Here is a 20,794-nt window from a genome sequence, read left to right as displayed (position 1 = left end):
GGGCAGACTAGCCGGGCGGCGAGAATGTCCGCGTGGCAACCTCGCCCCAGCAGCACACCCCGTACGTGGATCTCAGCCGCGAGGAGTGGAGTGCCCTGCGCGCCCGCACACCCCTGCCGCTGACCGCCGCCGAGGTGGAACGGCTGCGCGGCCTCGGCGACGTCATCGACCTGGCCGAGGTCAGGGAGGTCTACCTGCCGCTGTCCCGCCTCCTGAACCTGTACGTCGGCGCCACGGAACGGCTGCGCGGCGCGGTGAGCACGTTCCTCGGCGGGGCCCCGCAGCCGCCGACGCCGTTCGTCATCGCCGTGGCGGGCAGCGTCGCGGTCGGCAAGTCGACGGTGGCCCGCCTGCTGCGCGCGCTCCTCGCGCGCTGGCCCGAGCACCCGCGCGTCGAGCTCGTGACGACGGACGGCTTCCTGCTGCCCAACGCGGAGCTGCGCCGCCGCGGCCTGATGACGCGCAAGGGGTTCCCCGAGTCGTACGACCGGCGCGCGCTCACCCGTTTCGTGGCGGACGTCAAGGCCGGGCGCGCCGAGGTCGAGGCGCCCGTGTACTCGCACCTGACGTACGACATCGTGCCGGGCGCCCGGCTGACGGTGCGCCGCCCGGACATACTGATCATCGAAGGGCTCAACGTCCTCCAGCCCGCGCCGCCGGGACGCGTCGGCCTCGCCGACTACTTCGACTTCTCCGTCTACGTGGACGCGCGCCCGGCCGACATCCGCCGCTGGTATCTGGAGCGTTTCGGCACACTGCGCGCCACCGCATTCCACCACCCCGATTCCTACTTCGCGAAATACGCGGCGGTGCCCGAGAAGGAGGCGATGGAGTACGCCGAGAACAATTGGCGCACCATCAACGAACCCAATCTCCTGACGAATATCGCCCCCACCCGTGGCCGCGCCACCCTGGTCCTCCAGAAGTCGGAAACGCACACGGTGAGAAGAGTGCGGCTCCGCAAACTTTGATCCCGCCCACCCACCCCTTTCGGGCCCCGGAGACGGCCGCCGCGAACGAGCCCCCGCGTCGACCCGACGGCCCACCACCCCCGCAGACAGGCCCAGGAGGACAGGAATCGCACGCCCCCGCCCGAAGGGCGACCACCGCCCAGAACCCCAGACCCACCCCCGCCGAAGGCGAAAACCCCCGGGCCGCGGGCCCGATAACACACCCCACACCCACCCCTTTCGGGCCCCGGAGACGGCCGCCGCGAACGAGCCCCCGCGTCGGCCCGACGGCCGATTCACGCCCCCGCTCCTTCGGTCGAGCGGCGCTCCGCCCTCGCCCCGGAGATGCCCCACCCGCCTGCCCACCAACTCGCCGCACCGGGAAAGCTCCCCACCGGTCCTGAGGCGGCCACCCCCGCCGAAGGCGAAAGCCCTCGGGCCGCAGGCCCGGCGTCCGGGCGAGCCGCAGGCGTGTGCCGCGCCACCGTACGGCCGACGCGTGGGCGCGCCCTCCACCCACCGCCCCCGGGGCCACCAGGGGGTGGGTGGGCGGGAAAACCTCAGCCGAGCGCCGACTTCACCGCGTCCGCGAGGCCCGACGCCACCGCGCGGGCCTGGGCCGCGTCCGCGGCCTCCACCATCACGCGCACCAGCGGCTCCGTGCCCGAGGGCCGCAGCAGCACGCGGCCCGTCTCGCCGAGCACCCGCTCCGCCTCCGACACCGCCTCCGCCAGCTCCCTGCTGTCGCCGACGCGCGCCTTGTCGACGTCGGGAACGTTGATGAGCACCTGCGGCAGCCGTTCCATCACGCCCGCAAGGTCCCGCAGGGGGCGCCGCGTCGCCGCCACCCGGGCCGCGAGCAGCAGCCCGGTCAGCGTCCCGTCGCCCGTGGTCGCGTGGTCGAGGACGATCACATGGCCCGACTGCTCGCCGCCGAGCGAGAAGCCGCCCCGCTTCATCTCCTCGAGCACATAGCGGTCCCCCACCGCCGTCTGCCGCAGCCGCAGCCCCTCGCGCTCCATGGCGAGCGCGAACCCGAGGTTGGACATCACCGTCGCCACCACCGTGTCGCCGCGCAGCGTCCCCGCGTCCCGCATCGCGACGCCGAGCACCGCCAGGATCTGGTCGCCGTCGACCTCGCAGCCGCCGCCGTCGGCGGCCAGGCAGCGGTCCGCGTCGCCGTCCACCGCGATGCCGAGGTCCGCCCCGTGCGCGGGGACCGCGGCCCGCAGCGCGTCCAGGTGGGTGGAGCCGTAGCCGTCGTTGATGTTCAGCCCGTCGGGCTCCGCGCCGATCGTCACCACCTCGGCGCCCGCCCGCGCGAACGCCTCGGGCGCCACACGCGACGCGGCCCCGTGCGCCGCGTCGATGACGACCTTCAGGCCGTCGAGGCGGTTGGGCAGGACGCCCACCAGGTGCGCCACATAACGGTCGAAGCCCTCGCCGTACTCGGAGACCCGGCCGACCCCCGCCCCCACGGGGCGCTCCCACGGCGTTCCGCCCGTGTTCTCCCGGTAGGCCGCCTCGATGCGGTCCTCCGCCTCGTCCGCCAGCTTGTGGCCGCCCCGCGCGAAGAACTTGATGCCGTTGTCCGGCATGGGGTTGTGCGACGCGGACAGCATCACGCCGAAGTCCGCGCCGAGCGAGCCCGTCAGATACGCGACGGCCGGGGTCGGCAGGACGCCGACGCGCAGGACGTCGACGCCCGCGCTCGCCAGGCCCGCGACCACCGCCGCCTCCAGGAACTCCCCGGACGCCCGGGGGTCGCGCCCCACCACGGCCATCGCCCTGTGGCCGGACTCGCCCCCCGCTCCGGCGAGCACGCGCGCCGCCGCGACCGACAGACCGAGGGCCATCTCGGCCGTGAGATCCGCATTGGCGACGCCGCGCACGCCGTCCGTGCCGAAGAGTCGTCCCACTGTCATTCCTCCGAGCTTTTCCCAGCTTTCCGAGCAGCCATCCGCGTTAACCCTATAAAAGGAGCGCCCCGACAGCACGGATGTGCTGTCGGGGCGTCAGCAAAAAGCTCCCGACCGGGTTAGCGCTTGCTGTACTGCGTTCCCTTGCGGGCCTTCTTCAGACCGGCCTTCTTCCGCTCGACCGCGCGGGCGTCGCGGGTCAGGAAGCCAGCCTTCTTCAGGGGGCCGCGGTTGTTGTCGACATCGGCCTCGTTGAGCGCGCGGGCCACGCCGAGGCGCAGGGCGCCCGCCTGGCCCGAGATGCCGCCGCCCGAGATGCGGGCGACCACGTCGTAACGCTCGTCGAGCTCGAGCACCTTGAAGGGCTCGTTGACCGACTGCTGGTGCACCTTGTTCGGGAAGTATCCCTCCAGGGTGCGACCGTTGATCTTCCACTTGCCGCTGCCCGGCACGATGCGCACGCGGGCGATCGCGTTCTTGCGGCGGCCCGTGCCCGCGCCGGGCTGCGGGTCGCCGAAGCGGGCGGCCAGCGTCTCGGCACCCGCGAACTCGTCGGGCGTGCTCTCGGTCGTGTACTCGTCGACCTCGGGGACCTCGGAGTCCAGGGTCTCGGTGGTGGTCTCGGCCACGGTTCTCCTCGAATTCTCTTTCGCGTTGACGGTGGCCGGGACTACTGCGCGACCTGGGTGATCTCGAACGGGACGGGCCGCTGCGCGGCGTGCGGGTGCTCGGGGCCCGCGTAGACCTTGAGCTTGGAGAACATCTGCCGCCCGAGGGTGTTCTTGGGCAGCATCCCCTTCACGGCCTTCTCGACGGCCTTCTCGGGGTTGTTCTTCAGCAGGTCCTCGTACCGGACCGAGCGCAGACCGCCGGGGTAGCCGGAGTGGCGGTAGGCCAGCTTCTGGGTCCGCTTGTTGCCGGACAGGTGCACCTTGTCGGCGTTGATGATGACGACGAAGTCACCGGTGTCGACATGCGGTGCGTAGACAGGCTTGTGCTTGCCCCGCAGAAGGGTGGCGGCCTGGGAGGCCAGGCGGCCCAGGACGACATCGGCCGCGTCGATGACGTGCCACTGACGCTGAATGTCGCCGGGCTTGGGGCTGAACGTACGCACGGGTCGTAGCCTTCGCTTCTTCAGTGTTTGGGATCCTGACAAGGCCACCCAGAGAAGCCCGCAAAGGCCGCACACCGGTGACGCAAACCGGGTGCCGGCCGCTGGCATCCATCTGGTGGACCGGCGCAGGCCCCTCACGTGAGATCGAGCAAGCCATACGCATGATTTTCGTTGTACGACGTTGCAGCGTACTGCCAGGGCCCGCACGGGGTCAAAACGGTGGACACCCCTTTCTCGTACACAGGCGCGAACCCCGCCCCGAACCGGCGTTCTTGCGGCGCCCGGCTGGCGCTAAGCTTCGCGCCATGAGTTACGGGCAGGGGGGACCAGGCGGCTGGGTCCCAGGGGGCTCGAACACCCCCGACTGGAACGCTCTGGCCGCGGACGCGGAGCGGCGCCGCGGACGCCGCAGGACCACCGTCATCCTCGTCTCGGCGCTCGCCACCGTCCTGGTCGGCGCCGTGGTGGCCTTCCTCATCGTGAGCCAGAGCGGCGACGACGGCGAGCCAGCCGCGAGCGGCGGCTCGTCCGGCCTGCCCGACCCCTCGGACTCCGGCTCGGGCGAGCCGTCGTTCGAGCCCACGACCCTGCCGCCGCTGCCGCAGCCGCGCGAGTTCATATCCGACCCCGAGAAGGACATCGCGCCCTTCTCCGCCGAGGAGTTCTTCGCGGGCGACACGATGGAGATCGAGGGCAGGTCGTACGCCAGGGCCGCCACCCAGGGCACGGCCGACTGCGCCGAGGCCGCCTCCGCCGAGCTGGGCGCCGTCCTGGCCGACAACGGCTGCGCGGCCCTGCTGCGCGCCACCTACACCGGCGACGGGGTGGTCATGACCGTGGGCGTGGCCCAGTTCGGCACCGAGGACGCCGCGATCGCCGCGCGCGAGGCCGCCACCGGGAACCTCCTGGTCCTCACCGGCGGCGACGCCCCCACGTTCTGCCAGCAGGGCGGCTGCCGCACCACGACGAACCAGGTCGGCCGCTACACCTACTTCACCATCGCGGGGAACGCCGACGGCTCCCCCGACAGCGGCGAAGGAACGCCCGCCCAGCTGGCCGCCCGCGACGGCAACGACCACGCGTTCGCCCGCATCATCCAGCGCGGCGAGGCCCAGGCGTCGGCCTCGGCGAGCGCCCTGGTCGAGGAGCGCGAGAGCCAGCAGGAGTGAACGGGCCGGGCGCTGCGCCCGTCGCATCCGCATCCGCAAGCGTGCGCCGGGCGCGCGCCTCGGCGTTGCGCGCCGCCAGCTCGTCGGCCGACGGATAGGCGACCTCCTCGAGCGTCAGCCCGTGCGGCCGCACCACGTGCACCGCCGAGTCCCGCGTCCCCGCCGCCAGCACGGCCGCGGGCCACTGCGGCGGCCTGTGCCCGTCCCCCACGAACAGCAGCGCGCCCACGAGCGAGCGCACCATGTTGTGGCAGAACGCGTCCGCCCGCACCGTGCCCTCCACGATCCCGTCGGGCCTGCGCTCCCAGCGCAGGTCGCGCAGCGCGCGGATCGTGGTCGCCCCCTCGCGCCGCTTGCAGAACGCCGCGAAGTCGTGCGTGCCGAGCAGCCGCAGCGACGCGTCGTTCATCGCGGCCACGTCCAACGGCCAGTTGTGCCACAGCACATGGCCGCGCAGCAGCGGGTCGACCCCGCCGGGGTGGTCGCTCACGCGATACGCGTAACGCCGCCAGATCGCCGAGAAGCGCGCGTTGAAGTAGGGCGGTGCCTCATCGGCCCGCCACACCCGCACCTCCTGCGGCAGCCGCCCCGCCAGCCTGCGCACGAGCCGGTCACGCTGCTGGGCCCACACGGCCTCGGGCAGGTCCACGTGTGCGACCTGGCCGCGGGCGTGCACGCCGGCGTCCGTGCGCCCCGCCACGGTCAGCTCGAAGCGCTCCGCGGACCGCGTCACGATCCGCAGCGCCTCCTCGACCTCCCCCTGCACGGTCCGCCGCCCCTCCTGCCGCGCCCACCCGGAGAACGCGGCCCCGTCGTAGCTCAGGTCGAGCCGCACCCGGACCAGGCCGGGCGCGACGAGGTCGCGGTCGTCGTACGTGGGGGTGCTCATGAGACTCTTCCCAACGGGGTGCTCAACAGGTGCTCGACAGGTGCTCGACGGGTCCCGACGGGGCGGGAACGCCGCTGGGCCCGCCCCTGCGGTCAGGGCGGGCCCAGCGCGCGATGACGCGGAACGCCTCAGGCGTCCTTCTTCTCCTCGCCGCCCTCGGCAGTCTCGGCGGCCTCCGCCGCGTCCTGGGGCTCGTCGGCCGCCGACTCCTCGGCCGCCTCCGGCTTCTTCTCCAGATCCGCCGCGACCGCCGACTCCTTGGCCGCGCGGCGCGTGGCGCCCTCGGCCTCGCCGACCGCCTCCTGCTGCACGGTCAGGGCCTCGACCAGCTCGATGACCGCCATGGGGGCGTTGTCGCCGCGGCGCGGGCCGATCTTGGTGATCCGGGTGTAACCACCGGGCCTGTTGGCGAACTTCGGGCCGATCTCCGTGAACAGCGTGTGCACCACGCTCTTGTCGCGGATGGTCTGCATCACCTGGCGGCGGTTGTGCAGGTCGCCCTTCTTCGCCTTGGTGATCAGGCGCTCGGCCACCGGACGCAGGCGCCGGGCCTTGGCCACGGTGGTGGTGATGCGCCCGTGCTCGAACAGCGCGGTCGCGAGGTTCGCCACCATCATCCGCTCGTGCGCGGGGCTGCCACCGAGCCTGCGACCCTTGGTGGGCGTCGGCATGTCTCTCTCCTGTCGATCTGCACCGGCCGTGTCAGGTACCGATGTCAGCGAAAACGCTCCGAGGACGCTCCCCGGAACGCGGCCCCCGGAGGGACGGCACAAGGCCGCCCCGCCGGGGTGTCGTTCAGTACTGCTCGGTCTCCGCGAAGCCCGTGTCGCCGTCGTCCTCCGCGCCGAACGCGTCGGCCGCGGTGGTCGGGTCGAATCCGGGCGGGCTGTCCTTGAGGGCCAGGCCCATCCCGGCCAGCTTCGCCTTGACCTCGTCGATCGACTTCGCGCCGAAGTTGCGGATGTCGAGCAGGTCCGCCTCGGAACGCGCCACCAGCTCACCCACGGAGTGGATGCCCTCGCGCTTGAGGCAGTTGTAGGAGCGGACCGTCAGCTCCAGCTCCTCGATCGGCAGCGCCAGATCGGCGGCGAGCGCCGCGTCCGTCGGCGACGGGCCCATGTCGATGCCCTCGGCGTCGACGTTCAGCTCGCGCGCCAGGCCGAACAGCTCGACCAGCGTCTTGCCCGCGGACGCCATCGCGTCGCGCGGACGCATGGCCTCCTTGGTCTCGACGTCGACGATCAGCTTGTCGAAGTCGGTGCGCTGCTCGACACGGGTGGCCTCGACCTTGTAGGTCACCTTCAGCACCGGGCTGTAGATCGAGTCCACCGGGATGCGGCCGATCTCCTGGCCGACCTGCTTGTTCTGCACGGCGGAGACATAGCCGCGACCGCGCTCGACGGTCAGCTCCATCTCCAGCTTGCCCTTGCTGTTCAGGGCGGCGAGCACCAGGTCGGGGTTGTGCACCTCGACGCCCGCGGGCGGCGCGATGTCCGCCGCGGTCACCAGGCCGGGGCCCTGCTTGCGCAGGTACATCACGACCGGCTCGTCGTGCTCGGACGAGACGACCAGCTGCTTGATGTTGAGGATCAGGTCGGTGACGTCCTCCTTCACGCCCGGCACCGTCGTGAACTCGTGCAGCACCCCGTCGATGCGGATGCTGGTGACGGCGGCGCCGGGGATGGAGGACAGCAGCGTGCGCCGCAGGGAATTGCCGAGCGTGTAGCCGAAGCCCGGCTCGAGCGGCTCGATCACGAACCGCGAACGGAATTCGTCGACGACCTCTTCGGTCAGGGACGGGCGCTGAGCGATCAGCATGGGGATGACTCCAGTCTTCGGCAACCGCTATTTGATGCCGAGCCAGACAGCATGTACAAGAAAGGGTACCGGCGAGGCCGCGCGACCACGCGACCCCGCCGAATCCCTGGCCGGGCCCTACTTCGAGTAGAGCTCGACGATCAGCTGCTCCTGCACCTGGGTGTCGATCACCTGGCGCTCGGGCAGCGAGTGGATGAGGATCCGCAGCCGCGAGGGAATGGCCTCAAGCCACGCGGGAACGGTCTTGTCCCCGGCCTCGGCCACGGCCACCTGGAAGGGGGTCAGGCCCCGGGAGGACTCGCGCACCTCGACGATGTCGTTCGGCGAGACCCGCGCGGAGGGAATGTCGTTCTTCCGGCCGTTGATCAGGATGTGACCGTGCCGGACGAGCTGACGGGCGTGGTCGCGGGACTTGGCGAAGCCCGCCCGGTAGACCACGTTGTCGAGGCGGGACTCGAGGATGCGGAGCAGGTTCTCGCCGGTCTTGCCCTGCTGCCGGTTGGCCTCGTTGTAGTACCCGCGGAACTGCTTCTCCAGGACACCGTAGATCCGCGCGCACTTCTGCTTCTCGCGCTTCTGCTGAAGGTACTCGCTGTCCTTGGTGCGCCCGCGTCCGTGCTCACCCGGGGGGTAAGGACGGATCTCGATCGGGCACTTAGCGCTCTCGCACTTCGCTCCCTTGAGGAAGAGCTTCTGCTTCTCCCGACGGCAACGCTTGCAGTCGGCCCCGGTGTAACGCGCCATGATTCTTCTCGTCTCCTACTTCGCCTGGTCAGACTCGGCGGCGCTTGGGCGGGCGGCAGCCGTTGTGCGGGGTCGGGGTGACGTCCTGGATCGAGCCGACCTCAAGCCCTGTGGCCTGGAGCGAGCGGATCGCGGTCTCACGGCCCGAGCCCGGACCCTTCACAAAGACGTCGACCTTGCGCATGCCGTGCTCCTGGGCGCGGCGCGCGGCGTTCTCCGCGGCCATCTGCGCGGCGAACGGCGTGGACTTGCGCGACCCCTTGAAGCCGACGTGGCCGGCCGAGGCCCAGGAGATCACGTTCCCCGTCGGGTCGGTGATCGAGACGATGGTGTTGTTGAACGTGCTCTTGATGTGGGCGTGCCCATGAGCGACGTTCTTCTTCTCCTTGCGGCGCACCTTCTTGGCGCCGGCCGTACGGCCCTTTGGAGGCATCTGCTTCTGAACTCCCGTGGAGGTGGTCGGTCCTGGTGCACGGACCGCTGTCGGCGTCCGTGCGGACTACTTCTTGCCCGGCTTCTTCTTGCCGGCGATCGCGCGGCGCGGGCCCTTGCGGGTGCGGGCGTTGGTCTTGGTGCGCTGGCCGTGGACGGGCAGGCCACGGCGGTGGCGCAGCCCCTCGTAGCACTGGATCTCGACCTTGCGACGGATGTCGGCCTGGATCTCCCTGCGGAGGTCGCCCTCGGTCCTGATGTTGTTGTCCACGTACTCGCGGAGCTTGACCAGGTCCTCCTCCGCGAGGTCCCGCACGCGGGTGTCGGGGTTGACCCCGGTGGAGGCGAGGGTCTCCTTGGCAAGGGTGCGCCCGATGCCGAAGACGTAGGTGAGGGCCACCTCGACGCGCTTGTCGCGCGGGAGGTCGACGCCTGCGAGGCGTGCCATGTCTGCGTGGCTCCTGTGGTGTTATCGGCGGAGGTCTTCCGCAGCACCGTTCCCGAGAGCCCGGAATGAGCTGCCGGGCCGGGTCCCCGGCCTCCGACCGGGGGTGTCGTCCCCGCGCTGAGCGAGGGGTCGGGTGACTGCGTATCTGCTGGTGTCGCGTTGTCGAGGGACTGCGAAAGTGCTGCGGTCAGCCCTGGCGCTGCTTGTGGCGCAGGTTCTCACAGATGACCATGACGCGCCCGTGGCGGCGGATCACCTTGCACTTGTCGCAGATCTTCTTGACGCTCGGCCTGACCTTCATGGGTTGTGAGGTTCTCCGGTCGTGATCTGCTCGATCTACTTGTAGCGGTAGACGATCCGCCCGCGCGTCAGGTCGTAGGGCGAGAGCTCCACCACGACCCGGTCGTCGGGAAGGATACGGATGTAGTGCATCCGCATCTTGCCGCTGATGTGCGCGAGGACCTGGTGGCCGTTCTGGAGCTCCACCTTGAACATGGCGTTCGGCAGAGACTCGACGACGGTGCCCTCGATCTCGATGGCCCCTTGTTTTTTGGCCATACTTGAGCGCTTCACCTTCCGGGATCGGCTACCTGGATGATCCCGGGCAGACGGGTGCACGGGACCGACAAGCCAGTCTACGGCACCCCACCCGAAAAGACGAATCCATGATCTTTACCCGGTGAGGAGATCGTTAACCTCGCGATTCTCAGGCCAACGGGTCGGGCGCGGCCGTCACGCCGAGATCGGCCAGCCTCGCCCGGCCGCCGTCGGGGGCGGTCAGCACCAGCGGGCCCTCATCGGTGAGGGCGACGGAGTGCTCCCAGTGCGCGGCCCAGGTGCCGTCGTTCGTCTTCACGGTCCACTCGTCGGCCAGCACATGCGTCTTCGGCGTGCCCAGCGCGATCATCGGCTCGATCGCCAGGCAGAAGCCCGGCACCAGCCGCGGCCCGCGGCCACGCCGCCGGTCCACATAGTTCAGCAGGTGCGGGTCCATGTGCATCTCGCTGCCGATGCCGTGGCCGCCATAGCTCTCGACGATGCCGTACCTGCCCGACGGCGGCAGCGGCTGCCGCCTGATGTAGGTCTCGATGGCCCGCGAGACATCCACGAGCCTGGCGCCCTTGCGCACCGCGGCGATGCCCGCCCACAGCGAGTCCTCGGTCACCCGGCTCAGCTCGCGCACCTCGGGCGCGTGGCCCTCGCCCACGAAGACGGTCAGCGCCGCGTCCGCGTGCCAGCCGTCCACGATCGCGCCCGCGTCGATGGACAGGAGATCGCCCGAGGCGAGGACCGTCTCACGATCGGGGATTCCGTGCACCACCACGTCGTTCACCGAGGTGCAGATCGTCGCGGGAAAGCCGCCGTAGCCGAGGAAGTTCGGCTTGGCGTCCCGCTCGGCCAGCACCGCGGCCGCCACGTCGTCCAGGTCCTTCGTCGTCGCCCCCGGCACGGCCGCCTCGGCGCACCTGCGGTGTATCTCGGCGACGACCAGCCCCGCCGCCCGCATCCTGGCGATCTGCTCGGGGCTCTTGATCTCGACCATCAGCTGTCCCGGTCGCGCGCGGGAAGCGCCTCGATGGCGTGCCGCGTCACCTCGACCACGGGGGCGACCGCCGGGATCGTGGAGACCAGGCCCTGCTCGCGGTAGTACCCGATGATCGGCTCGGTCTCCTCGTGGTAGATCGCGAGGCGCTTGCGCACGGTCTCCTCGCGGTCGTCGTCCCGCTGCCGCAACTCCCCGCCGCAGACGTCGCACACCCCGGGCGTGCGCGGCGGCTTGTTGTGCACATGGAACGTGTGGCTGCTGTCCTTGACGCACGTGCGCCGCCCCGCGATGCGGCGCACCACCTCGTCCTCGGGGATCTCCAGGTCGAGCACCGCGTCCAGCGCGTGCCCGCCCTCGGCGAGCAGCCCGTCGAGGGCCTTCGCCTGCGAGATGTTCCGGGGGAACCCGTCGAGCAGGAAGCCCCCCTCGGCATCGGGCCGCGCCATGCGGTCCGCCGCCATCGCCACCGTCACCTCGTCGGGGACCAGACCGCCCTCGCTCAGGATCGACTTGACCTGCTTCCCGAGCTCCGTGCCCTGGGAGATGTTCGCGCGGAACAGGTCACCGGTGGAGATGTGGGGAATGGACAGGCGCTCGGCGAGCAGCGCGGCCTGCGTGCCCTTGCCCGCGCCCGGCGGCCCTACGAGGACGATTCGCATCAGCGGAGGAACCCTTCGTAATTACGCTGGTGCAGCTGGCTCTCGATCTGCCGCACCGTTTCCAGACCGACACCCACGATGATCAGGATGGAGGTACCGCCGAAGGGGAAGTCCTGCTGCGCGTTGAACATCACCAGCGCCACGGTGGGCACCAGGGCGATGAGGCCGAGGTAGAGCGACCCTGGCCACGTGATGCGGTTCAGCACATAGCTCAGGTACTCCACGGTGGGCCGCCCCGCCCGGATGCCCGGGATGAAACCACCATACTTCTTCATGTTTTCCGCGACGTCCTCAGGGTTGAACGTGATCGCGACGTAGAAGAACGCGAAGAAGACGATGAGCAGGAAGTACGTGACGATGTAGTACGGGTGGTCGCCACCGGTGAAGTACCGCTGCACCCAGTCCGTCCAGCCCCCCGAGTCCGTCCCGGCGAACTGCACGAGCAGCTGCGGGATGTAGAGCAGCGAGGACGCGAAGATGACGGGGATCACACCCGCCTGGTTCACCTTGAGCGGGATGTAGGTGGATGTGCCGCCGTACGACCTGCGGCCGATCATGCGCTTCGCGTACTGCACCGGGATCCGGCGCTGCGCCAGCTCGACGAAGACGACGAGGCCGACCATCGCGAGACCGCACGCGACGACCACGCCGAACTCGATCCAGCCGTCGGCCAGGCTGCCCTGCTGCTTGATCTGCCACAGCGAGGCGGGGAAGCCCGCGGCGATCGAGACGAACATCAGCATCGACATGCCGTTGCCGATGCCGCGGTCGGTGATCAGCTCGCCCATCCACATGATCAACGCGGTGGCCGAGGTGAGCGCGATCACCATCACCAGCGTCGTGAAGATCGAGTCATCGGGGATGATGTCGTTCCGCACGGTGCACTGGGGGAAGAGGGTGCCGCTGCGCGCGGTGGCCACAAGACCGGTGGCCTGGAGCACGGCAAGCGCCATCGTCAGATAGCGTGTGTACTGCGTGATCTTGGCCTGGCCCGACTGCCCCTCCTTCTTGAGGGCCTCCAGGCGAGGGATCACCACGACGAGCAGCTGAAGAATGATGCTCGCGGTGATGTAGGGCATGATGCCCAGGGCGAACACGGTCAGCTGGAGCAACGCCCCGCCGCTGAACATGTTGACCAGACCGAACAGACCGGAGCCGGCCCCGAGGGCGTCGGCCTCCTCCACACACTGTTCGACGTTCTGGAAGCTGACCCCCGGGACCGGCACATGCTGGCCGAACCGGAACACCACGACGATGCCGAGGGTAAAGAGCAGCTTCTTACGCAGGTCGGGCGTCTGGAACGCCCGGGCGAACGCGGTGAGCACGGCTCCTCCTGCGCCCCCCGCACTCATCGCGAGAGGTGACGGTCTTGAAGTCCAACGGATATGACAGATCAGGTGACGACAACGGACGCCACCTTACCGGCGTATGTGCCAGGCCGGAACGACTGACCGGGGACGCCTATCACTCAGGCACCCCCGGTCACTCACATATCCGGCCAACCGCGCGCCGGCTCAGGAACGCTCGGTGACCGTGCCACCGGCGGCGGTGATCTTCTCCCTGGCGGAGGCGGAGACGGCGTCCACCGTCACCGTCAGCGCCACCGAGATCTCACCGCTGCCAAGGACCTTCACCAACTCGTTCTTCCGCACGGCGCCCTTGGCGACCAGGTCGGCCACGGTCACCTCGCCACCCTCCGGGTAGAGGACGGCGAGCCGCTCCAGGTTGACGACCTGGAACTGCTTGTGGGCGGGGTTGCGGAAGCCCTTGAGCTTCGGCAGCCGCTGGATCAGCGGCAGCTGCCCGCCCTCGAAGCCCGCCTTCACCTGGTAACGCGCCTTGGTGCCCTTGGTGCCGCGACCCGCGGTCTTGCCCTTGGACGCCTCACCGCGACCGACGCGGATCTTGGCCTTTTTGGCGCCGGGCGCGGGCCTCAGGTCGTGGAGCTTCAGCGGCGAACCGCCACTCTCCGTGCTCTCGTTCTTGGCGAGTTCGGCCATGTCAGTCCACCTCCTCGACCGTCACCAGATGCCGCACGGTGTTGGCCATGCCGCGGATCTCGGGGCGGTCCTCCTTGACGACCACGTCGTTGATCCGCTTCAGCCCGAGCGAGCGCAGCGTCTCACGGTGGTTCTGCTTGGTCCCGATCCGGGACTTGACCTGGGTGATCTTCAGCTGCGCCATCACGCACCCACCCCGGCGCGCGCCCGCAGCAGAGCGGCGGGGGCGACGTCCTCGAGCGGCAGACCACGGCGGGCGGCGATCTCCTCGGGACGCTGAAGTCCCTTCAGAGCGGCCACCGTCGCGTGCACGATGTTGATCGGGTTGGACGAGCCGAGCGACTTGCTCAGCACGTCGTGGATGCCCGCGCACTCAAGGACGGCGCGCACCGGGCCACCGGCGATCACACCGGTACCGGGCGAGGCGGGCTTCAGCAGGACGACGCCCGCGGCCTCCTCGCCCTGGATCGGGTGCGGGATGGTGCCCTGGATCCGGGGGACCTTGAAGAAGTGCTTCTTGGCCTCCTCGACACCCTTGGCGATGGCGGCTGGCACCTCCTTGGCCTTGCCGTAGCCGACACCGACGGTGCCGTCGCCGTCGCCCACCACGACAAGCGCGGTGAAGCTGAAGCGGCGACCACCCTTCACTACCTTGGCGACGCGGTTGATCGCGACGACGCGTTCGACGTACGCGGTCTTCTCGGCGGCGGCGCCGCCGTCTCGGCCCTTACGGTCCCGCCGCTCGCCGCCACCGGCGCCGCCACCGCGGCGCTGGGGTCCAGCCATGGGAATTACCTCTCTCGATTCAGTCGACGGGACCGGCTCAGAACTTGAGCCCCGCCTCGCGGGCGGCGTCGGCCAGTGCGGCGACCCGCCCGGCGTACCTGCTGCCACCACGGTCGAACACGACGGTCTCGACACCCGCGGCCTTGGCCCGCTCGGCCACGAGCGCGCCGACCTGCTTGGCCTTGTCGCTCTTGGCACCCTCGGCGCCCCTGATGGAGACGTCGAGCGAGGACGCGGACGCGACCGTGTGGCCGATGGTGTCGTCCACGACCTGCGCCACCATGTGTCGGTTGGAACGCGTCACGACCAGGCGCGGGCGCTCGGGCGTGCCCGAGATCTTCTTGCGGATGCGCACGTGGCGACGCTTGATCGCCGCGCGCTTCCTGGCGTCGCCCTTGGCGATCTTGACACCGTATGCCATGGCTACTTACCAGCCTTTCCGACCTTGCGGCGGATGACTTCGCCCTCGTACTTGACGCCCTTGGCCTTGTACGGGTCGGGCTTCCGCAGCTTGCGGATGTTCGCCGCGACCTCGCCGACCTTCTGCTTGTCGATGCCCTCGACGCTGAAACGCGTGGGGTTCTCGACCTTGAAGGCGATGCCCTCCGGCGGCTCGATCACAATCGGGTGGCTGTAGCCGAGCGAGAACTCCAGGTTGGAGCCCTTGGCCTGGACGCGGTAGCCGACGCCGCTGATCTCCAGCTTCTTGACGTATCCCTGGGTCACACCGGTGATCATGTTGGCGACCAGGGTGCGGGAAAGACCGTGCAGGGCACGGATCTTGTTCTCGTCGTTGGGACGGGTCACCAGGATGGTGCCGTCCTCGGCCCTGGCCACCTCGATGGGCGCCACGACGGTGTGCGAAAGCGAGCCCTTGGGGCCCTTCACCGCGACCGTGCGACCGTCGATCGTGACATCCACACCGGTGGGAACCGGGATCGGCTGCTTGCCAATGCGCGACATGCTTCTTCCTCCGTTCCCTTCCGTCACCAGACGTAGGCGAGGACTTCCCCACCCACGCCCTTCTTCTGCGCCTGCTTGTCGGTGAGCAGGCCGTTGGAGGTGGAGATGATCGCCACCCCGAGGCCGCCGAGCACCTTCGGCAGGTTCGTGGACTTCGCGTAGACCCGCAGGCCCGGCTTGGAGATGCGCTTGATGCCGGCGATCGAGCGCTCGCGGTTCGGGCCGTACTTCAGCTCGAGGACCAGGTGCTTGCCCACCTGGGCGTCCTCGGTCTTCCACCCGGTGATGTAGCCCTCCTGCTGGAGGATCTCCGCGATGTGCGACTTGATCTTGCTGTGCGGCATCACCACGTTGTCGTGGTACGCCGAGTTCGCGTTCCGCAGACGGGTCAGCATGTCCGCGATCGGATCGGTCATGGTCATGTAACGGCCTTCGGCCTCTCTCGCCGGGGTTTCCTCGCCTGTGCGGTGCCGCTTCCACGAACACGCACACGCACGGGACCTACGGCGTAGCAGTGTTTACCAGGAGCTCTTGGTGACGCCCGGCAGCTCGCCGCGGTGCGCCATCTCACGCAGGCACACGCGGCACAGGCCGAACTTGCGGTACACGGAATGGGGCCGACCGCACCGCTGGCAGCGCGTGTAGGCACGCACGGCGAACTTCGGCTTGCGGCTGGCCTTGGCGATCAAAGCCTTCTTCGCCATAGGTCACGCCTCCTTGTTCTGATCCTCAGCCCTCGTCACGACTCAGGCCTCCTTGAACGGGAACCCGAGGTGACGCAGCAGGCTGCGGCCCTCGTCGTCGGTGGTCGCCGTGGTGACCACGGTGATGTCCATGCCGCGGACCCGGTCGATGCGGTCCGGGTCGATCTCGTGGAACATGACCTGCTCCGTGAGACCGAACGTGTAGTTCCCGCGGCCGTCGAACTGCTTCGGCGACAGGCCGCGGAAGTCACGGATGCGCGGCAGCGCCAGCGAGAGCAGCCGGTCGAGGAACTCCCACATCCGGTCGCCGCGCAGCGTCACATGGGCGCCGATCGGCTGCCCCTCGCGCAGCTTGAACTGCGCGATGGACTTCCTGGCCTTGGTGACGGTCGGCTTCTGGCCCGTGATCGTGGCGAGGTCGCGCACGGCGCCCTCCATCAGCTTGGAGTCGCGGGCGGCGTCGCCCACGCCCATGTTGACCACGATCTTGGTCAGACCCGGGACCTGCATGACGTTCGGGTAGGCGAACTCGTCGCGCAGCTTGCCGACGATCTCCTCCCGGTAGCGCGTCTTCAGGCGCGGGATGGCGGTGGTGGTGGCAGTGGTCATTTGATGTCCTCACCGGTCCGGCGGGCAACGCGGATCTTGTTGCCGTCCTCGTCGAAGCGGTAGCCGATACGGGTGGTGACCTTCTTGCCGTCCTTCTCCACCACGAGCGCCACGTTGCTCACATGGACCGGGGCCTCGGTCGTGATGATGCCACCGGTCTTGGAACCGCGCGGGGTCGTGCCGGACTTGACGTGCTTCTTGACCCGGTTCACACCCTCGACCAGGACGCGCTCCTCGCGGGGGTAGGCCACGATGACCTTGCCCTGCTTGCCCTTGTCCTTGCCGGTGATGACCTGGACCAGGTCACCCTTCTTGATCTTCATGTTCACAGCACCTCCGGCGCGAGAGAGATGATCTTCATAAACCTCTTCTCGCGCAGCTCACGGCCCACGGGGCCGAAGATGCGGGTGCCACGGGGGTCGCCGTCGTTCCGCAGAATGACGGCGGCGTTCTCGTCGAAGCGGATGTACGAGCCGTCGGGGCGCCGGCGCTCCTTCACGGCGCGCACGACGACGGCCTTGACGACATCACCCTTCTTGACGTTGCCACCGGGGATCGCGTCCTTGACGGTGGCCACGATGACGTCACCGATGCCCGCGTAGCGGCGCCCGGATCCGCCGAGAACGCGGATGCACAAGATCTCCTTGGCACCCGTGTTGTCGGCGACGCGCAGTCGCGACTCCTGCTGGATCATTGGTTACTTCGCCTTCTCCAGAATCTCCACGACGCGCCAGCGCTTGGTCGCGGACAGCGGACGGGTCTCCATCAGAAGAACGCGGTCACCGACGCCGGCGGCATTCTGCTCGTCGTGCGCCTTGAGCTTGCTCGTGCGGCGGATGATCTTGCCGTACAGGGCGTGCTTGACACGGTCCTCGACAGCGACGACGACGGTCTTGTCCATCTTGTCGCTGACGACCAGACCCTCGCGGGTCTTCCGCCGGCCGCGCTCAATCGTCTCAGTCACAGTCTTCTCACTCATCAGGCGTTCTCCACCGCCTCGGCGACGGGCTCCACCGTCTCGATGCCGAGCGCGCGCTCCTGCATCACGGTGTAGATCCGGGCGATGTCCTTGCGGGCGGCCTTGAGCCTGCTGTTGTTCTCCAGCTGTCCGGTCGCCGCCTGGAAGCGGAGCTTGAACAGCTCCTCCTTCGCCTCGCGCAGCTTCACAACGAGCTCGTCGTTGTTCAGCTCCCGCAGCTCGGTGACCTTGGTACCGGCTGCCATCACGCCTCACCTGCCTCGCGCCGGACGATCCGGCACTTCATCGGAAGCTTGTGCGCGGCGCGGGTGAGCGCCTCACGAGCGATCTTCTCGTTGGGGTAGGAGAGCTCGAACATCACGCGTCCGGGCTTGACGTTCGCGATCCACCACTCCGGGGAGCCCTTGCCCGAGCCCATGCGGGTCTCGGCGGGCTTCTTGGTCAGCGGGCGGTCGGGGTAGATGTTGATCCAGACCTTGCCGCCGCGCTTGATGTGCCGGGTCATCGAGATACGCGCGGCCTCGATCTGCCGGTTGGTCACATAGGCGCCGGTGACGGCCTGGATGCCGTACTCCCCGAAGGCGACCTCGGTGCCGCCCTTGGCGGCGCCCCTCCGCTTGGGGTGGTGCTGCTTGCGGTACTTGACCTTGCGAGGGATCAGCATGGTCTCAGCTCTCCGTTCCGGACGTTCCGGACGCGCTCTCGCCGCCCTGGGCGGCGGCGGGGGCCTCGGCCCTGGGAGCCTCGGCGGCGGGCGCGCCCTGCTGCTGCGGCCTGCGGCCGCGGCCGCCGCGCTCGCCACGGCCACGGGCCGGGCGGTCGCCGCCGCCGCCGGGGCCACCGCGCGCCGGGCGGTTGCCCGCGCGGGCGGCGGCGTTCTCGGCGCGGACCTCGGCGATGTTCTTGACGTCGCCCTTGTAGATCCAGACCTTGACGCCGATGCGCCCGAAGGTGGTGCGGGCCTCGAAGAAGCCGTAGTCCACGTTGGCGCGCAGGGTGTGCAGGGGAACGCGGCCCTCGCGGTAGAACTCCGAGCGGGACATCTCGGCGCCGCCGAGGCGGCCGCCACACTGGATCTTGATGCCCTTGGCGCCGGCCTTGAGCGTGCTCTGCATCGACTTGCGCATGGCACGCCGGAACGAGACGCGGGACGACAGCTGCTCGGCGACCGCCTGGGCCACCAACTGGGCGTCAAGCTCGGGGTTCTTGACCTCGAGGATGTTGAACTGGATCTGCTTGCCTGTCAGCTTCTCCAGGTTGCCCCTGAGCCGGTCGGCCTCCGCGCCGCGGCGGCCGATGACGATGCCGGGCCTCGCGGTGTGGACGTCGACGCGGACGCGGTCACGGGTGCGCTCGATCTCCACCTTGGAGATGCCCGCACGCTCCATGCCCTGCGTCAGCATGCGGCGAATGGCGACGTCTTCCTTGACGTAGTCCTTGTACAGCTTGTCGGCGTACCAGCGCGACTTGAAGTCGGTCGTGACGCCGAGACGGAACCCGTGCGGGTTTACCTTCTGGCCCATTACCGGGTCCCTTCCTTGCTGCTGACGACCACCGTGATGTGGCTGGTCCGCTTGCGGATCCGGTAGGCGCGGCCCTGGGCTCGCGGCTGGAACCGCTTCAGGGTCGGACCCTCGTCGACGTACGCCTCCTTGATGTAGAGGGTGTCGACATCCGGGTGGTTGTAGTTGTGGGTCGCGTTGGCGATGGCACTGGCCAGCACCTTGCCCACCGGAACGCTGGCGGCCTGCGGGGCGAAGCGCAGGACCGCCTGGGCCTCCGTGGCGTCCATGCCCCGGATGAGGTCCACCACACGGCGGGCCTTCATGGGCGTGACGCGGATGTGCCGCGCGATAGCCCTGGCTTCCATGGTTGTCCCTTCGGTGTCGGTCGGGGAGTCGGTCATGATCTGCACACCCCGCTCAGCGCCGCCGCGACTTGCGGTCGTCCTTCACGTGGCCGCGGAAGGTGCGGGTCGGCGCGAACTCGCCGAGCTTGTGGCCGACCATCGACTCGTTGATGAACACCGGGACATGCTTGCGGCCGTCGTGCACCGCGATGGTGTGGCCCAGCATCGCCGGGACGATCATCGAGCGGCGCGACCAGGTCTTGATGACGTTCTTGGAACCGGACTCGTTCTGCGCGTCCACCTTCTTGATCAGGTGGTCGTCGACGAAGGGCCCCTTCTTGAGACTGCGCGGCATCGCACCTGCTCCTAGCGCTTCTTGTTCGTCTTGCGGCGGCGGACGATGTACTTGTTGCTCGCCTTCTTCGGCGAGCGCGTACGGCCTTCCTTCTTGCCCCAGGGCGAGACCGGGTGGCGACCACCCGAGGTCCGGCCCTCGCCACCGCCGTGCGGGTGGTCGACGGGGTTCATCACGACGCCGCGGACGCTCGGCCGGACGCCCTTCCAGCGCATCCGGCCAGCCTTGCCCCAGTTGATGTTCGACTGCTCGGCGTTGCCGACCTCGCCCACGGTGGCGCGGCAGCGGACGTCGACCAGGCGGATCTCGCCCGAGGGCATGCGCAGGTGGGCCATGCGGCCCTCCTTGGCGAGCAGCTGCACCGAGGCGCCCGCGGAGCGGGCGAACTTGGCGCCGCCGCCCGGCTGGAGCTCGATGGCGTGGATGACGGTACCCACCGGGATGTTGCGCAGCGGCAGGTTGTTGCCTGGCTTGATGTCGGCCCCGGCGCCGTTCTCCACGCGGTCGCCCTGCTTGAGGGTGGCCGGCGCGATGATGTAGCGCTTCTCGCCGTCCGCGTAGTGCAGGAGCGCGATGCGCGCGGTGCGGTTCGGGTCGTACTCGATGTGCGCGACCTTCGCCGGCACGCCGTCCTTGTCGTGCCTGCGGAAGTCGATCACGCGGTAGGCGCGCTTGTGGCCACCGCCCTGGTGGCGCACGGCGACGCGACCGGCGTTGTCCCGGCCACCCTTGCTGTGCAGGGGGCGGACCAGCGACTTCTCCGGCGTGGACCGCGTGACCTCGACGAAGTCGGCGACGCTGGCGCCACGACGGCCCGGAGTCGTCGGCTTGTACTTGCGGATTCCCATTGTTGTGTCCTCG

32 protein-coding genes and 1 pseudogene are annotated in these 20,794 nt (G+C 69.3%); 2 read left to right on the top strand and 31 right to left on the bottom strand.

The window, feature by feature from the left end:
* Positions 1-32: 32 nt before the first annotated feature.
* Positions 33-971 (top strand): type I pantothenate kinase, encoded by a 939-nt coding sequence (coaA, locus tag DEH69_RS26305; protein ID WP_113689476.1) that lies wholly within the window; start codon positions 33-35, stop codon positions 969-971.
* 539 nt (positions 972-1,510) lie between these two features.
* On the opposite strand, the gene glmM is transcribed toward coaA, so the two are convergent.
* The 3 genes from glmM to rplM all read right to left on the bottom strand — a co-directional run bounded on the left by glmM (position 1,511) and on the right by rplM (position 3,983).
* Complete coding sequence (gene glmM, locus DEH69_RS26300) at positions 1,511-2,869, bottom strand: phosphoglucosamine mutase (RefSeq protein ID WP_113689475.1); 1,359 nt, start codon at positions 2,867-2,869, stop codon at positions 1,511-1,513.
* A 119-nt stretch (positions 2,870-2,988) separates the two neighbouring features.
* Positions 2,989-3,498: a 30S ribosomal protein S9 gene (gene rpsI, locus DEH69_RS26295; protein WP_113689474.1), complete on the bottom strand. Its 510-nt coding sequence runs from the start codon at positions 3,496-3,498 to the stop codon at positions 2,989-2,991.
* Between the two features lie 41 nt (positions 3,499-3,539).
* The gene (rplM, locus tag DEH69_RS26290; RefSeq protein ID WP_113689473.1) at positions 3,540-3,983 is read right to left on the bottom strand and encodes a 50S ribosomal protein L13; all 444 of its coding nucleotides are present in this window, start codon (positions 3,981-3,983) and stop codon (positions 3,540-3,542) included.
* Positions 3,984-4,288: 305 nt separating this feature from the next.
* On the opposite strand from rplM, the gene DEH69_RS26285 reads away from it, so the two are divergent.
* On the top strand, positions 4,289-5,152 hold the full coding sequence (locus tag DEH69_RS26285; RefSeq protein ID WP_113689472.1) for a hypothetical protein: 864 nt from the start codon (positions 4,289-4,291) through the stop codon (positions 5,150-5,152).
* A gap of 37 nt (positions 5,153-5,189) precedes the next feature.
* On the opposite strand, the pseudogene truA reads toward DEH69_RS26285, so the two are convergent.
* The 28 genes and pseudogenes from truA to rplB form a co-directional block, all read right to left on the bottom strand.
* A pseudogene (gene truA, locus DEH69_RS26280) lies at positions 5,190-6,041 on the bottom strand (tRNA pseudouridine(38-40) synthase TruA); the annotation flags it as partial.
* Between the two features lie 128 nt (positions 6,042-6,169).
* Positions 6,170-6,712 (bottom strand): 50S ribosomal protein L17, encoded by a 543-nt coding sequence (rplQ, locus tag DEH69_RS26275; RefSeq protein WP_113689470.1) that lies wholly within the window; start codon positions 6,710-6,712, stop codon positions 6,170-6,172.
* Between the two features lie 124 nt (positions 6,713-6,836).
* Positions 6,837-7,859 (bottom strand): DNA-directed RNA polymerase subunit alpha, encoded by a 1,023-nt coding sequence (locus DEH69_RS26270; protein ID WP_113689469.1) that lies wholly within the window; start codon positions 7,857-7,859, stop codon positions 6,837-6,839.
* 117 nt (positions 7,860-7,976) lie between these two features.
* The gene (gene rpsD, locus DEH69_RS26265) at positions 7,977-8,603 is read right to left on the bottom strand and encodes a 30S ribosomal protein S4 (RefSeq protein ID WP_113689468.1); all 627 of its coding nucleotides are present in this window, start codon (positions 8,601-8,603) and stop codon (positions 7,977-7,979) included.
* 28 nt (positions 8,604-8,631) lie between these two features.
* Positions 8,632-9,036, bottom strand: a complete 405-nt coding sequence (gene rpsK, locus DEH69_RS26260) for a 30S ribosomal protein S11 (protein WP_016473404.1) — start codon at positions 9,034-9,036, stop codon at positions 8,632-8,634.
* A gap of 66 nt (positions 9,037-9,102) precedes the next feature.
* Positions 9,103-9,483, bottom strand: coding sequence for a 30S ribosomal protein S13 (gene rpsM, locus DEH69_RS26255; RefSeq protein WP_113689467.1), 381 nt, complete (start codon positions 9,481-9,483; stop codon positions 9,103-9,105).
* Between the two features lie 187 nt (positions 9,484-9,670).
* A complete protein-coding gene (gene rpmJ / locus DEH69_RS26250) occupies positions 9,671-9,784 on the bottom strand; it encodes a 50S ribosomal protein L36 (protein WP_049567412.1) in 114 nt (37 codons plus the stop codon).
* A gap of 35 nt (positions 9,785-9,819) precedes the next feature.
* Positions 9,820-10,041, bottom strand: a complete 222-nt coding sequence (gene infA, locus DEH69_RS26245; RefSeq protein WP_003948620.1) for a translation initiation factor IF-1 — start codon at positions 10,039-10,041, stop codon at positions 9,820-9,822.
* A gap of 148 nt (positions 10,042-10,189) precedes the next feature.
* Positions 10,190-11,026, bottom strand: a complete 837-nt coding sequence (map, locus tag DEH69_RS26240; protein WP_113689466.1) for a type I methionyl aminopeptidase — start codon at positions 11,024-11,026, stop codon at positions 10,190-10,192.
* On the bottom strand, positions 11,026-11,688 hold the full coding sequence (locus DEH69_RS26235; protein ID WP_113689465.1) for an adenylate kinase: 663 nt from the start codon (positions 11,686-11,688) through the stop codon (positions 11,026-11,028). Before DEH69_RS26235 ends, map begins: the two co-directional genes overlap by 1 nt.
* Complete coding sequence (gene secY / locus DEH69_RS26230; protein ID WP_113689464.1) at positions 11,688-13,013, bottom strand: preprotein translocase subunit SecY; 1,326 nt, start codon at positions 13,011-13,013, stop codon at positions 11,688-11,690. The genes DEH69_RS26235 and secY overlap by 1 nt, the downstream gene beginning before the upstream one ends.
* A 189-nt stretch (positions 13,014-13,202) precedes the next feature.
* Entirely contained in the window at positions 13,203-13,688 is a 486-nt protein-coding gene (gene rplO / locus DEH69_RS26225; RefSeq protein ID WP_113689463.1) for a 50S ribosomal protein L15, read from the bottom strand.
* A 1-nt stretch (position 13,689) separates the two neighbouring features.
* Entirely contained in the window at positions 13,690-13,872 is a 183-nt protein-coding gene (rpmD, locus tag DEH69_RS26220) for a 50S ribosomal protein L30 (protein ID WP_113689462.1), read from the bottom strand.
* Positions 13,872-14,474, bottom strand: coding sequence for a 30S ribosomal protein S5 (rpsE, locus tag DEH69_RS26215; RefSeq protein WP_113689461.1), 603 nt, complete (start codon positions 14,472-14,474; stop codon positions 13,872-13,874). The genes rpmD and rpsE overlap by 1 nt, the downstream gene beginning before the upstream one ends.
* Positions 14,475-14,511: 37 nt before the next feature.
* The gene (gene rplR / locus DEH69_RS26210; protein ID WP_113689460.1) at positions 14,512-14,895 is read right to left on the bottom strand and encodes a 50S ribosomal protein L18; all 384 of its coding nucleotides are present in this window, start codon (positions 14,893-14,895) and stop codon (positions 14,512-14,514) included.
* A 2-nt stretch (positions 14,896-14,897) separates the two neighbouring features.
* Positions 14,898-15,437, bottom strand: a complete 540-nt coding sequence (rplF, locus tag DEH69_RS26205) for a 50S ribosomal protein L6 (RefSeq protein ID WP_113689459.1) — start codon at positions 15,435-15,437, stop codon at positions 14,898-14,900.
* Positions 15,438-15,460: 23 nt separating this feature from the next.
* The gene (rpsH, locus tag DEH69_RS26200) at positions 15,461-15,859 is read right to left on the bottom strand and encodes a 30S ribosomal protein S8 (RefSeq protein WP_113689458.1); all 399 of its coding nucleotides are present in this window, start codon (positions 15,857-15,859) and stop codon (positions 15,461-15,463) included.
* A 96-nt stretch (positions 15,860-15,955) separates the two neighbouring features.
* Positions 15,956-16,141 carry a type Z 30S ribosomal protein S14 gene (locus tag DEH69_RS26195; protein WP_113689457.1) on the bottom strand — a complete coding sequence of 62 codons (186 nt, stop codon included), beginning with the start codon at positions 16,139-16,141 and terminating at the stop codon, positions 15,956-15,958.
* 42 nt (positions 16,142-16,183) lie between these two features.
* Complete coding sequence (gene rplE, locus DEH69_RS26190) at positions 16,184-16,750, bottom strand: 50S ribosomal protein L5 (protein ID WP_113689456.1); 567 nt, start codon at positions 16,748-16,750, stop codon at positions 16,184-16,186.
* Positions 16,747-17,073 (bottom strand): 50S ribosomal protein L24, encoded by a 327-nt coding sequence (gene rplX / locus DEH69_RS26185; RefSeq protein ID WP_113689455.1) that lies wholly within the window; start codon positions 17,071-17,073, stop codon positions 16,747-16,749. The genes rplE and rplX overlap by 4 nt, the downstream gene beginning before the upstream one ends.
* A gap of 2 nt (positions 17,074-17,075) precedes the next feature.
* Positions 17,076-17,444: a 50S ribosomal protein L14 gene (rplN, locus tag DEH69_RS26180; protein WP_049567372.1), complete on the bottom strand. Its 369-nt coding sequence runs from the start codon at positions 17,442-17,444 to the stop codon at positions 17,076-17,078.
* Positions 17,445-17,447: 3 nt separating this feature from the next.
* The gene (gene rpsQ, locus DEH69_RS26175) at positions 17,448-17,729 is read right to left on the bottom strand and encodes a 30S ribosomal protein S17 (RefSeq protein ID WP_049567370.1); all 282 of its coding nucleotides are present in this window, start codon (positions 17,727-17,729) and stop codon (positions 17,448-17,450) included.
* On the bottom strand, positions 17,729-17,974 hold the full coding sequence (gene rpmC, locus DEH69_RS26170) for a 50S ribosomal protein L29 (RefSeq protein ID WP_113689454.1): 246 nt from the start codon (positions 17,972-17,974) through the stop codon (positions 17,729-17,731). Before rpmC ends, rpsQ begins: the two co-directional genes overlap by 1 nt.
* Positions 17,974-18,393 carry a 50S ribosomal protein L16 gene (gene rplP / locus DEH69_RS26165; protein ID WP_113689453.1) on the bottom strand — a complete coding sequence of 140 codons (420 nt, stop codon included), beginning with the start codon at positions 18,391-18,393 and terminating at the stop codon, positions 17,974-17,976. The genes rpmC and rplP overlap by 1 nt, the downstream gene beginning before the upstream one ends.
* 4 nt (positions 18,394-18,397) lie before the next feature.
* Positions 18,398-19,252, bottom strand: a complete 855-nt coding sequence (rpsC, locus tag DEH69_RS26160; protein ID WP_113689452.1) for a 30S ribosomal protein S3 — start codon at positions 19,250-19,252, stop codon at positions 18,398-18,400.
* A complete protein-coding gene (gene rplV / locus DEH69_RS26155) occupies positions 19,252-19,599 on the bottom strand; it encodes a 50S ribosomal protein L22 (protein ID WP_113689494.1) in 348 nt (115 codons plus the stop codon). Before rplV ends, rpsC begins: the two co-directional genes overlap by 1 nt.
* A 52-nt stretch (positions 19,600-19,651) precedes the next feature.
* Positions 19,652-19,933, bottom strand: coding sequence for a 30S ribosomal protein S19 (gene rpsS, locus DEH69_RS26150; protein WP_113689451.1), 282 nt, complete (start codon positions 19,931-19,933; stop codon positions 19,652-19,654).
* A gap of 11 nt (positions 19,934-19,944) precedes the next feature.
* The gene (gene rplB, locus DEH69_RS26145; RefSeq protein WP_113689450.1) at positions 19,945-20,781 is read right to left on the bottom strand and encodes a 50S ribosomal protein L2; all 837 of its coding nucleotides are present in this window, start codon (positions 20,779-20,781) and stop codon (positions 19,945-19,947) included.
* Positions 20,782-20,794: the final 13 nt, after the last annotated feature.

Origin of the sequence: Streptomyces sp. PT12 (assembly GCF_003311645.1) — a bacterium.
GTDB lineage: Bacteria > Actinomycetota > Actinomycetes > Streptomycetales > Streptomycetaceae > Streptomyces.
The sequence above is the reverse complement of the archived record's forward strand: the minus strand, read 5'-3'. Positions and strand labels throughout refer to the sequence as shown.

Bases quoted from the DNA above. Each gene is read 5' to 3' on its own strand.
- rplF (WP_113689459.1), bottom strand. From the start codon at position 15,437: ATGTCGCGCATTGGCAAGCAGCCGATCCCGGTTCCCACCGGTGTGGAT.
- rpsS (WP_113689451.1), bottom strand. From the start codon at position 19,933: ATGCCGCGCAGTCTCAAGAAGGGGCCCTTCGTCGACGACCACCTGATC.
- rpsD (WP_113689468.1), bottom strand. From the start codon at position 8,603: ATGGCGCGTTACACCGGGGCCGACTGCAAGCGTTGCCGTCGGGAGAAG.
- rpmD (WP_113689462.1), bottom strand. From the start codon at position 13,872: ATGGCGCAGCTGAAGATCACCCAGGTCAAGTCCCGGATCGGGACCAAG.
- rplP (WP_113689453.1), bottom strand. From the start codon at position 18,393: ATGCTGATCCCTCGCAAGGTCAAGTACCGCAAGCAGCACCACCCCAAG.
- rpsC (WP_113689452.1), bottom strand. From the start codon at position 19,252: ATGGGCCAGAAGGTAAACCCGCACGGGTTCCGTCTCGGCGTCACGACC.
- rplO (WP_113689463.1), bottom strand. From the start codon at position 13,688: ATGGCCGAACTCGCCAAGAACGAGAGCACGGAGAGTGGCGGTTCGCCG.
- map (WP_113689466.1), bottom strand. From the start codon at position 11,026: ATGGTCGAGATCAAGAGCCCCGAGCAGATCGCCAGGATGCGGGCGGCG.
- DEH69_RS26285 (WP_113689472.1), top strand. From the start codon at position 4,289: ATGAGTTACGGGCAGGGGGGACCAGGCGGCTGGGTCCCAGGGGGCTCG.
- rplV (WP_113689494.1), bottom strand. From the start codon at position 19,599: ATGGAAGCCAGGGCTATCGCGCGGCACATCCGCGTCACGCCCATGAAG.
- rpsM (WP_113689467.1), bottom strand. From the start codon at position 9,483: ATGGCACGCCTCGCAGGCGTCGACCTCCCGCGCGACAAGCGCGTCGAG.
- rpsH (WP_113689458.1), bottom strand. From the start codon at position 15,859: ATGACCATGACCGATCCGATCGCGGACATGCTGACCCGTCTGCGGAAC.
- rplR (WP_113689460.1), bottom strand. From the start codon at position 14,895: ATGGCATACGGTGTCAAGATCGCCAAGGGCGACGCCAGGAAGCGCGCG.
- rpsQ (WP_049567370.1), bottom strand. From the start codon at position 17,729: ATGAGTGAGAAGACTGTGACTGAGACGATTGAGCGCGGCCGGCGGAAG.
- rplB (WP_113689450.1), bottom strand. From the start codon at position 20,781: ATGGGAATCCGCAAGTACAAGCCGACGACTCCGGGCCGTCGTGGCGCC.
- rplE (WP_113689456.1), bottom strand. From the start codon at position 16,750: ATGACCACTGCCACCACCACCGCCATCCCGCGCCTGAAGACGCGCTAC.
- rpmJ (WP_049567412.1), bottom strand. From the start codon at position 9,784: ATGAAGGTCAGGCCGAGCGTCAAGAAGATCTGCGACAAGTGCAAGGTG.
- rpsE (WP_113689461.1), bottom strand. From the start codon at position 14,474: ATGGCTGGACCCCAGCGCCGCGGTGGCGGCGCCGGTGGCGGCGAGCGG.
- rplX (WP_113689455.1), bottom strand. From the start codon at position 17,073: ATGAAGATCAAGAAGGGTGACCTGGTCCAGGTCATCACCGGCAAGGAC.
- rplN (WP_049567372.1), bottom strand. From the start codon at position 17,444: ATGATCCAGCAGGAGTCGCGACTGCGCGTCGCCGACAACACGGGTGCC.
- rpmC (WP_113689454.1), bottom strand. From the start codon at position 17,974: ATGGCAGCCGGTACCAAGGTCACCGAGCTGCGGGAGCTGAACAACGAC.
- DEH69_RS26270 (WP_113689469.1), bottom strand. From the start codon at position 7,859: ATGCTGATCGCTCAGCGCCCGTCCCTGACCGAAGAGGTCGTCGACGAA.
- DEH69_RS26235 (WP_113689465.1), bottom strand. From the start codon at position 11,688: ATGCGAATCGTCCTCGTAGGGCCGCCGGGCGCGGGCAAGGGCACGCAG.
- infA (WP_003948620.1), bottom strand. From the start codon at position 10,041: ATGGCCAAAAAACAAGGGGCCATCGAGATCGAGGGCACCGTCGTCGAG.
- rpsK (WP_016473404.1), bottom strand. From the start codon at position 9,036: ATGCCTCCAAAGGGCCGTACGGCCGGCGCCAAGAAGGTGCGCCGCAAG.
- rplQ (WP_113689470.1), bottom strand. From the start codon at position 6,712: ATGCCGACGCCCACCAAGGGTCGCAGGCTCGGTGGCAGCCCCGCGCAC.
- DEH69_RS26195 (WP_113689457.1), bottom strand. From the start codon at position 16,141: ATGGCGAAGAAGGCTTTGATCGCCAAGGCCAGCCGCAAGCCGAAGTTC.